General features: G+C 43.6%; 10 protein-coding genes. 6 read left to right on the top strand and 4 right to left on the bottom strand.

Translation table 11 applies throughout. The features are described 5' to 3' along the window. Positions 1-20: 20 nt before the first annotated feature. Positions 21-665, top strand: coding sequence for a TonB-dependent receptor (locus AACU28_RS18355; RefSeq protein WP_061024627.1), 645 nt, complete (start codon positions 21-23; stop codon positions 663-665). A 196-nt stretch (positions 666-861) separates the two neighbouring features. Here the strand turns inward: AACU28_RS18355 and AACU28_RS18350 are convergent, their stop codons facing one another. The 3 genes from AACU28_RS18350 to AACU28_RS18340 all read right to left on the bottom strand — a co-directional run bounded on the left by AACU28_RS18350 (position 862) and on the right by AACU28_RS18340 (position 4,377). Further along, positions 862-2,052: an amino acid aminotransferase gene (locus AACU28_RS18350; RefSeq protein WP_017086475.1), complete on the bottom strand. Its 1,191-nt coding sequence runs from the start codon at positions 2,050-2,052 to the stop codon at positions 862-864. Between the two features lie 202 nt (positions 2,053-2,254). After that, positions 2,255-3,781: an HD-GYP domain-containing protein gene (locus AACU28_RS18345; protein WP_121603409.1), complete on the bottom strand. Its 1,527-nt coding sequence runs from the start codon at positions 3,779-3,781 to the stop codon at positions 2,255-2,257. A 296-nt stretch (positions 3,782-4,077) separates the two neighbouring features. Continuing rightward, a complete protein-coding gene (locus AACU28_RS18340) occupies positions 4,078-4,377 on the bottom strand; it encodes a hypothetical protein (RefSeq protein ID WP_004734705.1) in 300 nt (99 codons plus the stop codon). 220 nt (positions 4,378-4,597) lie between these two features. On the opposite strand from AACU28_RS18340, the gene AACU28_RS18335 reads away from it, so the two are divergent. The 4 genes from AACU28_RS18335 to AACU28_RS18320 all read left to right on the top strand — a co-directional run bounded on the left by AACU28_RS18335 (position 4,598) and on the right by AACU28_RS18320 (position 8,582). Further along, the gene (locus tag AACU28_RS18335; RefSeq protein ID WP_121603408.1) at positions 4,598-6,001 is read left to right on the top strand and encodes an aminotransferase-like domain-containing protein; all 1,404 of its coding nucleotides are present in this window, start codon (positions 4,598-4,600) and stop codon (positions 5,999-6,001) included. Positions 6,002-6,128: 127 nt separating this feature from the next. Beyond that, positions 6,129-6,335 (top strand): hypothetical protein, encoded by a 207-nt coding sequence (locus tag AACU28_RS18330; protein WP_004734707.1) that lies wholly within the window; start codon positions 6,129-6,131, stop codon positions 6,333-6,335. 407 nt (positions 6,336-6,742) lie between these two features. Next, the gene (locus AACU28_RS18325; protein ID WP_121603407.1) at positions 6,743-7,420 is read left to right on the top strand and encodes a hypothetical protein; all 678 of its coding nucleotides are present in this window, start codon (positions 6,743-6,745) and stop codon (positions 7,418-7,420) included. 1 nt (position 7,421) lies between these two features. Further along, complete coding sequence (locus tag AACU28_RS18320; protein WP_121603406.1) at positions 7,422-8,582, top strand: trypsin-like serine peptidase; 1,161 nt, start codon at positions 7,422-7,424, stop codon at positions 8,580-8,582. A gap of 159 nt (positions 8,583-8,741) precedes the next feature. Here the strand turns inward: AACU28_RS18320 and asnS are convergent, their stop codons facing one another. Continuing rightward, entirely contained in the window at positions 8,742-10,142 is a 1,401-nt protein-coding gene (gene asnS, locus AACU28_RS18315; protein WP_004734710.1) for an asparagine--tRNA ligase, read from the bottom strand. A gap of 558 nt (positions 10,143-10,700) precedes the next feature. Between asnS and AACU28_RS18310 the strand changes: the two genes are divergently transcribed. Then, positions 10,701-12,191, top strand: a complete 1,491-nt coding sequence (locus tag AACU28_RS18310; RefSeq protein ID WP_004734711.1) for a SulP family inorganic anion transporter — start codon at positions 10,701-10,703, stop codon at positions 12,189-12,191. Positions 12,192-12,251: the final 60 nt, after the last annotated feature.

Genomic DNA, 12,251 nt, shown 5'->3' with positions numbered 1-12,251 from the left:
ACAGTTGAAGGATGATAGGAATGTCGAAGTGGAAGCTTAGTTTGGTACCTGCGGTTTTTATGTTTTCTCCAAGTTTGTGGGCGGACACTAACGCGGTGGATATTCTTGATTATGACCATGTTTATGCCACCGCGCATTCGGGCAGTTTAAATGAAGATGCAGGCAGTAATAACAATGCCTCGTCGTATGGATTAGGCGTCAGTTACGCGATGACGGATGATTGGTTGTTGTTGGGCGACTACAGTGCACGCTTCATTCATCCAGATGAAAGTACCACTCGAATTGATACCTTAATGGCAGGGGCTGGGTATCGTTACAGCATCAAGAAAGATTTGGATATTGTCGCTTCTTACTTGCTGGGTATTACTAAAGGTGAGGTAGAGCTTAATGGCAGCAACAAAACCATCGAATCGGATACTGAATTTGTCCAAGGTGTAAAAGCCGAACTCAACTATGGTTTTGCAAAACGTTGGATTGCTAACGGCAGTGTGCAAGTGAACCGAAGTGACCTGTTTGATGAAGAAATTTACCACGTGGGTTTGCGCTATCTCGTGACCAATAAGTTTGCGATTGGTGGCTCTTATCAACACAGAGATGGTGAGGGTAGTAAAGGTGGAAGCGAGAGGACGAACGAGCTAGGTGTAGAGTTCTTCTTAGAGTACTAACCAGTAACGCAGAGGCTAAGCGTTAGTACGCAGAGACTAAGTGTTAGTAACGAAAAGGCTAAGTGCCTTAATAGCTATTATATACATAGCTCTTATATACAAAGAGACAGACACAAAAAAGCCAGCTTAATCGCTGGCTTTTGCATATCTATAGGCTATGGGCTTTAGGTCGACAGATACAGGTTTCGCTTTTCGATTAAAGAACCGCAGCAAGACCTTTACATAGAGGACCCATGTTTGACTTAGTCATGCCTGCAACACTGATACGGCCAGAACCAACAATGTAGATAGCGAATTCGTCTTTCAGGCGAGTTACTTGCTCTTTGCTTAGGCCAGAGAATGAGAACATGCCGTTTTGGCGCTCGATGAATGTAAAGTCTGCATCAACACCTTCAGATTTCAATGTTGTTACGAATAGCTCACGCATCTCTTGGATACGGTCACGCATTTCTGCCACTTCCGCTTCCCATTCAGCACGTAGATCAGCATCACCAAGGATGTGAGTTACTACAGCACTACCGTGCGCTGGTGGGTTAGAGTAGATAGAGCGGATGATGCTCTTAACTTGAGAGAACGCTGTCGTTGCTACGTCTGCAGATTCTGCAACTAGAGTGAATGCGCCCACACGCTCGTTGTACAAGCCGAAGTTCTTAGAGAATGAGCTAGCAACAAGGATCTCTTTGTTGTATTGAGCAAAAATACGTAGACCAGCTGCATCTTCTTCAACGCCTTTTGCAAAACCTTGGTAAGCAAAATCGAATAAAGGAAGCAGTTTCTTCTCAGCAACCAGTTTAGCCAGCACTTCCCACTCGTCAGTTGTTGGGTCGATACCTGTTGGGTTGTGACAGCAGCCGTGAAGAAGAACGATATCGCCTTCAGAAGCTTTCTCTAGGTCAGCAACCATGCCTGCGAAGTCTTTGTCTTTTGTTTCAGCGTTGTAGTAGCTGTATTGAGCTGTCTCGATACCCGCAGCAGCGAAAACGCCGTTGTGGTTTGCCCAAGTTGGGTTACTGATCCAGATTTTAGCATCGCCTAGTTGGCGCTTGATGAATTCGCCAGCAACGCGAAGTGCACCAGTACCACCAGGAGCTTGTGCAGTTTTCGCGCGTTGAGACGTTACGATCTCTGCGTCTGAACCGAAAAGAAGCTTCTGAACCGCTAGGCCGTACTCAGCTGTACCTTCAATTGTCAGGTAAGATTTGGTTTTTTCGCTTTCAAGAAGTGCAGCTTCTGCTTTCTTTACTGTTTTAAGTACAGGCGTTTGGCCAGCTTCATTTTTGTAGATGCCAACACCAAGGTTGATTTTCTCTGCACGAGAGTCTTTTTTAAACTCTTCAGTAAGGCCGAGGATAGGATCGGCGGGAGCAGCTAACACTTTTTCAAACATAATCTTCATCCATGTCAATTGAGAGGGGATAGTATCTATGGGTAGTTATACCTGTATGGAATTTTTAAGACAATACGAAGTGAACAGAAAGGCCAAAAAAAATCCATTTCAATCAGATTTATTGACTAAAGAGGGTATTTGATAACAAAACACCCTACGGATTAACCTATAGGGTGCAAGAAGTTAGTGGTTTTTATATAGATTAGGCTGGTTGAGCAATAAAGCTTTCACGCTCGAGTTCACTTGGTACATTTTTGCCATCTTTGTAGGTCGCGGCAATCGAAACAAACTCTTGTTCGACAGCCAGAAAAGCTTGGACAACTTGCGGATCAAAATGCGTCCCATTGCCCTCCAAGATAATCTGCTTAGCTTGTTCATGAGTAAAGGCTGGCTTGTAGACTCGTTTTGATATTAACGCGTCATAAACATCGGCTAATGCCATCAAGCGCCCGGATAATGGGATGTCCTCACCAGACAGCTGATTTGGATAACCGCTGCCGTTCCATTTTTCGTGGTGGGTCAGAGATATCTCTTTCGCGACTCTCAGGAAAGAGCTGCTTCCTAACTGCTTTTCTGCAATAGATAACGCTTCAGCACCAATTGCGGGGTGACCTTTCATTATCTCAAACTCTTCGTCAGTTAATTTGCCCGGCTTTAATAACACGTTATCAGGCACGCCTACTTTGCCTACGTCATGAAGTGGGGCAGATTTGTAAAGCAGCTCTATGTAGTTTGGTGTTAACAAGTTTGCGTGGATTTCCGACTTACTGAGCTCTTGTGCGAGTACCTTTACGTATTCTTGGGTTCTCAGAATGTGAGCACCGGTTTCATTGTCTCGAGATTCTGCCAACGCAGACAAACTTACGATCGCAACGTCACGGGTAGTTTTGACTTCGTTTTGTGCCGTTTCGAGGCTATCAAGCATGGTGTTGGTCATTGATGCCATTGAACCCAGCTCATTGTAGCCGAAAATAGGTAAGCGAACGCCTTGTTCGCCATTGGTGACCTTGCTCAATGCACACTCTTGGCTTAGGAGAATTCGCTTAATCAGCTTGCTCCATAAAGTCATAATGGTTATCGCGTAGCCACCCAGCACCACTGCCAAATAAATGAATTCTTTGATCACACTGATCTTGCCGGTGCCGTCTAACAAACGGCCAGGGTTATGTTCTAGCCAAAAGATGTCTTTGACGGCAATCATCGTCAGCATGGTGGTTAGTGTTACCAAAAGCACGATAACCAAACCAATCATTTGCTTAACCAGCGAACTCCTTTCGCCAATCAGTTGGAAGTCAAATTGCCCAGTCGCCTCCATTTTATCCATTTGACTAAGCTTGGCATTCAGTTGAAGAATGGTTCCAGTAAAGAAGCCAAATAGGCTCATGCCAAACAACACCTTCAAATTGCTATCTATGGTGAATTCATAGCTTAAGTTGTAGTAGAGCGCGAAAGGCACACTTGCAGCAAAAAATAGCAGGGTATCGAGCTGCGCGAATCGACCTTGTTTGACTAAGGAGTGTTGCGCTAATAAGTAACGACGCGCGAGCCATAATAAGACAAACACAATACTGACTTGTGTGAAAATCTCTAACGTCGTTAAGCTTTCGAGCATTGGGCACACCCGGCTGCCGTAGGTGCCAAACAGCACGCCAGCGATGACATATAATTTAGTCGTTAGCGATTGATTGTAATTTGAAGTATCCATCGATAAGCCTTTGTTGATTTTCATCTTAGGGTTTCGTAACTAATCCTAAGTTTACGAATACGCGATTTTCACATTGATTCACGATATTGGAAATTTGCATGACTAGCATTGCTGGTGTGAATGTAACCGGAAATTCTATCGATAGCTTTCGTTGAATGATACAAGAAACTGGTTTGTGTTAGTGATTTGTTAGCTAGGTGGGGGTTATTGCAGCATTACTATGAAGATATTTGAATAGCCTCGTTGAGATTAGAGGCTATTCAGTCGGTATACTTGAGTGGAATCGCGAGTGATTGAGTTCGCTATCTACTTTAAAACAATTACTTTTTCAGGTTGATTTCAGCTTCGATAGAACCTGTTTCAATCTCAGGGTGAGACGCTAGTTTGTCTGATGCCCATTGGTTAAGGTGTTTCAGAATAGCAGACACCGCGTGTTTCTCAGTTGGTGCTTGGTCTTGATCGACGTCGATCTTCTGCTTTGGATGTGAGCCTGTAGCATCTTCAGCGATATGTAGCCAATCTGGGTGCCAGTAATATGGCTGGCCACTCGGTGTTGTCCAACTATGAACACCGTTTGACTCTCCTTTATAACTTAACTGGTCTGCTTCTATTTTTTTCATTGTTATCTCGCATGTTTTTTGGGTTACATCAAATTATAGAGGCGTAGAACGAACTTGGCTCCCGCCTTGGTTACAAACTTAGCAAAGCATACAAAGTTATCTGTGAACCAATTCACACTATTATAGAAATTAGGTCCAATCATATGGATAGCAGCAATAGTTGTTAACGTTAGTGATAAAATCCCCGGCTTATTAGAATTTCTCTAGGTAGTACAATTAGATGGCGCGTTATGAAGAGCTTGCAAAGGATATTCGAACTCAGATCGCTAATAACACTTGGCGATCCGGAGAGAAGATCCCTTCGGTACGCATGAGTTGTCGAAATTACAACGTCAGTAATAGTACTGTCTTACAAGCCTACCAATTGTTAGAAAGCGAAGGGTGGATCATTGCTAAGCCTCAGTCGGGCTACTTTGTTGCACCACGTGTGGACGGAGTTGATTATGAACTGCCGTTAGTACACAAAAAGAAAGCCATTAATGATCGATTATTCGACTTTTTGAAATCGAGTTCAGCAGAGGGTGTGATTCCTTTTGGCTCAGCGTTCCCCGATCCTGACCTTTTCCCATTACCTACCTTGACTCGAAACCTTGCCAGTGCTGGTAGAAAGATGACAGGTGCCAGTGTGATCAATAATCTGCCACCGGGAAGTGAGTCCTTAAGAAGACAAATCGCGCAGCGTTACCTGCAGCAAGGCATTACGGTTAACCATCAAGATATCGTGATTACCTCTGGCGCAATGGAAGCGCTTAACTTAAGCCTGCAAACGGTTACTAAGTCGGGTGATAATGTTGTGATTGAATCTCCCGCTTTCTATGGTGCTTTACAGGCCGTAGAAAGATTAGGACTCAATCCTATCGAAGTGGATGTTTGCCCAATCAATGGATTGAATATTGAGCAGTTTGAAAGCGCACTACAAAACCAAGATGTAAAAGCGTGTTGGCTGATGACGACGTTTCAAAACCCGACAGGGACAAGTTTGTCTGAAGAAGCGAAGCGCCGTGTAGTTCGGATTGCAGAACAACACGAAACCTACATTATTGAAGATGACGTATATGGTGACCTCTACTTTGAAGGGCATAAACCCAAGCCACTAAAAGCCTTCGATAAGACCGATTCTGTTCTGCTTTGTGGTTCGTACTCAAAAAGTCTGTGTCCGGGTTATCGGGTCGGCTGGGTTGTGAACACGCGTTTCAATGATGCCATTCAAAAGCTGCAGCTTCTTTCTACACTGTCGAGTAGTGCGCCTGTGCAACTTGGCGTCGCACACTTCTTAACACATGAAAGTTACGACAATCACCTTCGTAAATTACGTAAAAATCTTCTAGTGAGAAAAGAGCTATTCATTGAGGTCATTAAGCAGTACTTCCCGCATTCCGTCGAGATTGAAGAACCGGCTGGTGGCTACTTCATATGGATTCGTCTTTCCGCAAAATTCGACAGTCAACAATTTTACCAACTAGCGATTGCTCAGGGGATCAGCGTCGCTTCAGGCGATCTGTTTAGTGAGCAGGGCAGAGTAGATAACGCGATCAGATTGAACTTCTCTTATGAACTCACAGAAGAGAAAGAACAAGCACTAATCTTGCTTGGCAAACTGGCACATCAACTTACGCATTCGTAAAACCTTAAGTCACTCATAAAACAGAGCATGATTTCAACTGTACGGATTGTTTCTGGTGCAACTGTACGCCTTGTACAACAAAGAGTTGTGATTCAATACAGTTAGACCAAATATTGGAGATACCGTTATGTTGAAAATGACTATGGGAAATGAAGTTAAGCTGATTATCGTCGCGATTGTGTGTGCGCTTCTGCTTATTCTCGGCCACGTATTGCTGGCAAAAGCCTTCGCTGATATGGCTTGGGCTGAATATACAACAGCGGCTATCCCGTTCGTTATGATGGCAATCTGCGGTCTCGCGATAAAATACGCTATCGACCAAGATGTCGATTAAGCCGATTATCCAGTCGAATTATTTTAAGCCCTGCCAGAATTTGGCAGGGCTTTTTCGTTTTAAATGACCTGAACTTTTGAATAATTGCATTAAACCTGAGCTCTGAAGGCTATCTCATACTTTAATGCCACAGGCTTTGTAAGTCTGTGTAAGCGAGAAATGGTGATTATTTGGAATATGCATCACCTTTAGTCAAAAACTTGGCTTATTGGTTGTGCTAGGAAATAACCAGAGCCTACCTTTCATTGTTATATATTCACGTCAATTATTGGTCGCTATGCGATAAAAGTGATCAAATCAAAGGCTTACAGTACCTTACAGGTTTAAATTTCCCATTTATTACAATTGGTTATGACTAATTGAGATGCGGGATTATGAGATTGAAATATACAAGAACAAACCTGTGCATGTTGGCTTTGTTAGCCACCAATGCTTCAGCAAGCGAACTCCATGTTGATTTGAATCGACTAAGCAATTTTTCGGAAGTTGGCACTAATAGACTGTCTATTACCAGTGAATTTATCGGCTATGAGCTTGATGAGGGAAAGTATCGTTACGCAAGAGATGTGGACTTAAACGGCTTAGATTGGGCTTTTCTTTATGGAGAGTATCAAAGAAAAGATAAACCCAACAGTGCCTTAATTGGTGATGTGAAGGTTATTGGTGATTTAAAACAAGTCGCTACTTCAGAGACTAAAAATGCAGTTGGCAATCGTTACTACTGGCAAGGCGGCGACTCTACGGATTATAACCAAGAGCTGGCTTTTTCAGGTTTGCTTGTTGGTTCTAGTGGTTTCTCTTTTGACGTTCAGCCGAGTAAAGAAGGGCGATTTGCTGTAGAGCTTTATACACATAATTGGCTGTCTTCTGCTGATGTGACCGCATGTATTAACAAGCAATGCATCACAATTAAAAATGACATTTCATTTCACATGACCAGTGTCAAAAATACGATTGTTTTCGAATCTCAATCGCCAGATGACATCGTAGAAATCTCATATTCACGCCAATATAGGCAGTTTGATTTTGAATCGAGACAAGGCTATCACGCTATTGAGGCTATCCAGTTGAGAGAGGTTGAGTAACATGAAAAAAATCATTCTAGCATCTGCAATTTTAGCGACTTTTTCTGCTCACTCAGGTCTCGGGAAAATGGATCGTTCGGTCACTCAACACAAAACGTTCGCACTACAAACTCAGTTCGATTTTGCCTGTCATATGAATGCGGGGTCCGCGACCTTAATTGACCCTTATTGGGTGATAACGGCAAATCACGTATCAGGCTCTAAAAGTGAAGGGTATGAAAATGCAGTCACTTGTTCTTCTTATGAAAAAGATGAGAACGGTAAGTTCAACGTTATTCATACATCACGTGCGACAACTGACCCTGATGGTGAGTGGGGGGAGTATGAATTTACCGATGGCATTTATGATTTCGCTCTGGTGCGTTTAGACACGCCAATAACCGGTATTAAGCCTGCGAAGTTACCAGAGAAAGGGATGTTCGATCATTCAGAGGTTTATGAAGTAAATAGCGTTGGCTTTGGTAACTATAACGGCCGTAATGGCGGGAAGAAATTTGTTAAGTACAATGACACAGATAAGAAATGGTTAGCTGAATATAAATATAACCCGGTGATCATGCCTCAAAGTGATTTGCAGTGGCTGATCATCCATGGCGACTCAGGTTCAGGCATTACGATTGAACGAGACGACGAGTTTTACATTATTGGGGAGATAGGCCTTCAATATTATGGCGAACTTGGTTGGCAAGATACCTTTGATGATGTTTTGGGGAGATTAGATTCCTTAAACAAGGATATGAGGGAGCATGGGTTTAGTTACACGAAGCCAGTCAATCTTGGTGACGTAAGATGGACGCCAACGACCCAGAACAGTATCGAAGATCTTCACGCCTTTTACAGCTATTGGAAAGCTGGAAGTATGGATTTTAATGGTACTTATTGGACGAAGGATGGCGGTATTTACAACACAGCTTATGCGCAAGAAGGTGAAACGTACACTTTTGAAACTGTCATTCCTGCAAACCCAAAAGCGCCCGCTTTTGATGTGTTTGTAAATGGTCGTCAGGTTGCTCATAACATTAAGGCGGATAAGGAGAGCTTATTCTTTAAAGTGAATGCTTTTGAGCAAAATGGTGATCAGATGGTGATTGAATTTAAGCCGCTAGAACAGACGGGCGAGAAGATACTTTTAGATCACTTTTTGGTTCGTACTGTCGAGTAGACTGAGCTGTTAAGCTTGTATCAGTAGGCGCTTATCAATAGGGGCTTATGAACATACCCTTATAAATAAGTGCGTATAAAAAAACCTCCGTATATACGGAGGTTTTTATCTATTTAATTATCTATCTATACTGACTTCTCTGAAAGAAGAAAGCTGAGATTAGAAGTTAGCAGAGCGTGGTGTACGTGGGAACGGGATAACGTCACGAACGTTGCCCATACCTGTTACGTAAGATACTAGACGTTCAAAGCCAAGACCGAAGCCAGCGTGAGGCACAGTGCCGTATTTACGTAGGTCGCGGTACCAGCTCATGTGCTCAGGGTCGATACCCATACCAATCATGCGCTCGTCTAGAATGTCTAGACGCTCTTCACGTTGTGCACCACCGATGATTTCACCGATGCCTGGTGCAAGTACGTCCATTGCTGCAACTGTCTTGCCGTCGTCGTTTAAGCGCATGTAGAAAGCTTTGATGTCTTTCGGGTAGTTCTTAACGATAACAGGTGCTTTGAAGTGCTCTTCAGCTAGGTAACGCTCATGCTCAGAAGACATGTCGATGCCCCACTCAACGTCGAATTCAAATTTCTTACCAGAATCTAGTAGGATTTGGATTGCGTCAGTGTAGTCAACTTGTGCGAAATCAGCGTCTACGAATTGCTCTAGACGAGTGATTGCTTCTTTGTCGATGCGAGAAGCGAAGAACTCAAGGTCGTCGCGGCGCTCTTCAAGAACAGCAGCGAAAACGTACTTAAGCATGTCTTCAGCCAGTTTTGCTACATCGTCAAGGTCTGCAAACGCAACTTCAGGCTCAACCATCCAGAATTCAGCTAGGTGGCGGCTTGTGTTTGAGTTTTCAGCACGGAACGTAGGACCGAACGTGTAAACCTTGCTTAGTGCACAAGCGTAAGCTTCAGCATTAAGTTGGCCAGATACTGTTAGGAAAGTTTCTTTACCGAAGAAATCTTCGTTGAAGTCAACTTTGCCTTCGTCAGTGCGAGGTAGGTTTTCCATGTCTAGCGTCGATACGCGGAACATTTCACCAGCGCCTTCTGCATCAGATGCAGTGATAAGCGGAGCTGAAGTCCAGAAGAAACCTTGCTCGTGGTAGAAACGGTGAATCGCTTGAGATAGACAGTTACGTACACGTGCTACTGCGCCGATCACGTTTGTACGTGGGCGTAGGTGAGCAACTTCACGAAGGTATTCGATAGAGTGACGTGTCTTAGCCATTGGGTAAGTGTCAGCGTCTTCAACCCAGCCTACAACTTTAACGTCAGTTGCTGCTAGTTCGAAGTCTTGACCTTTCGCAGGAGACTCAACAATCTTACCTGTTACTTCAACAGAGCAGCCAGTTGTTAGCTTTAATACTTCGTCTTCGTAATTATTAAGATTATTAGGAACCACGGCCTGAATCGGGTCGAAACAAGAGCCGTCATAAATGGCAAGGAAAGAGATTCCAGCTTTGGAATCACGACGTGAACGGATCCAGCCGCGAACAGTTACTTCACTGTCTACCGCTAGCTTGCCGCCAAGTACGTCTGTTACAGGCGCGTAAGTCATGTTGATTTCATTCTCCATTGAGGGACAAATTCAACTCAAAGTCTCTGGCATTACTGCAAATAAACATACATTTGCACAATAATTAGCCGAAACATTAAGTTGTATAAACTTTTTAAATCGATTGAACATATTACCTGTCATACCGACAGCTTCAACCTTTATTCTTGCTTGGTGAAAGAAATATTGTGTCTACTGACCAGAAATACCTTTTAGGGTGTGTTTTTTGTTCGATCTTAGCGTCAGCCTTACCTTTCACCCTATGTGAGCTGTTGAACGAGCAAGACGTAATCGAAACCTTTGTTTTCAATAATGGGAGTGTGATTGTGTTGAGACTCACTCTATATTGGCGCGGATTCAGTCATTTTGGACTTGATCACCTTCTTAATTTCCCACTAAAGCTACAAGAGGAGTTTAATATTCACGTGTTAATTACGCCGCCTTAACCCCTGCATTCTCTCTACACCCGCACTTTTCGAGCGCTCGCTCATTCAAGAAAAACAGTCGATCAAATTATGTCTGAACAAGGCAGGACTGGCTGTACAAGTAAAAGAGAATTACATGCTTAATTATTTAAAAAAACACTGGTTATCAAACGTTAAAGGAGATTCATTATCTGGGATTGTGGTTGCACTCGCATTAATCCCTGAAGCCATCGCATTTTCAATTATCGCAGGCGTTGACCCTAAAGTAGGGCTTTATGCTTCTTTCTGTATCTGTGTTGTAACCGCTTTGGTTGGCAGTCGTCCGGGGATGATCTCTGGGGCAACGGGCGCAATGGCGCTGTTGATGGTCACCTTAGTGAGAGAACACGGGCTAGAGTATCTGCTCGCAGCGTCATTTCTTGCTGGCGTCATTCAAATCGCGGCTGGGTATCTCAAGCTTGGTAATCTGATGAATTTCGTTTCCAAATCGGTGATTACTGGGTTTGTTAACGCGCTCGCTATTCTTATATTTATGGCTCAGCTCCCTGAGTTGATCAACGTCCCTTCGAGCGTTTACGTGTTAGTCGCTTTGGGTTTGGCGATCATTTATCTGCTTCCTTATTTTCCCAAGTTTGGTCGTGCAATACCTTCTCCATTAGTCGCGATTGTTGCCCTGACTATTATCAGTTTGTTATTTGGTTTAGATGTCAGAACGATTGGAGATATGGGCAAGCTTCCGGATTCACTGCCTGTATTCTTGATCCCTAATATTCCATTCACGTTTGATACGCTGACAACCATCCTTCCATATTCTATTGCTCTATCTCTTGTAGGCTTATTGGAATCATTGATGACGGCGACGATCGTGGATGACCTGACCGATACTGAAAGTAATAAGAACAATGAATGCAAAGGGCAGGGCGTAGCGAACATCGTGGCTTCACTATTTGGTGGTATGGCGGGGTGTGCGATGATTGGCCAGTCGATCATTAACATCAAATCTGGCGGCTTAACCCGATTATCCAGCCTGATCGCCGGGGTTGTTTTACTGCTAATGGTGGTGTTTGTTTCTGATTGGTTGAAGCTGATACCGATGGCCGCTTTAGTGTCTGTGATGATCATGGTTTCAATCGGCACGTTTTCATGGCGCTCTGTTGTTGAGCTTAAAGACCACACACTCCCAACCAATGTAACCATGTTAGCAACCGTGGCGGTGGTGGTGTTTACTCACAATCTCGCAATAGGTGTTGCGGTTGGTGTGGTGCTATCGGCTCTGTTTTATGCGCATGCTAGCAAGTCGATGGTCTTTATATCCGATGAAGTGGTGACTAACGAAATGCACACTACCCACCGAGTAAAAGGCCATGTCTTCTTTGCTTCTTCAGATGCGTTTGTCGATTTATTTGATTATGACAATGCGACCTCTTTAGTGACCATCGATATTTCGGATGCGTCTTTCCTAGATAACACGTCGGTTGAGGCGCTTGATAAGGTCGTATTTAAGTTCCGTAAAAAAGGCGCTTATGTAGAAGTCGCAGGAATGGATACCGTGAGTGCGAATCTGATATTCAAACACGCGATGTACCACAAGCATAAAGACTTAACCGCGGTTTCCATTACGCACTAATCATGGTTTAAGGTACTTTGAAAGCCTGAACTAGACATTGTTATGAAGATAAAGCGCTCA

The organism is Vibrio sp. SBT000027 (assembly GCF_963894355.1).
GTDB classification, from domain to species: domain Bacteria; phylum Pseudomonadota; class Gammaproteobacteria; order Enterobacterales; family Vibrionaceae; genus Vibrio; species Vibrio splendidus.
Note: the sequence above shows the minus strand (reverse complement) of the source record. Positions and strands in the feature narration are given on the sequence as shown.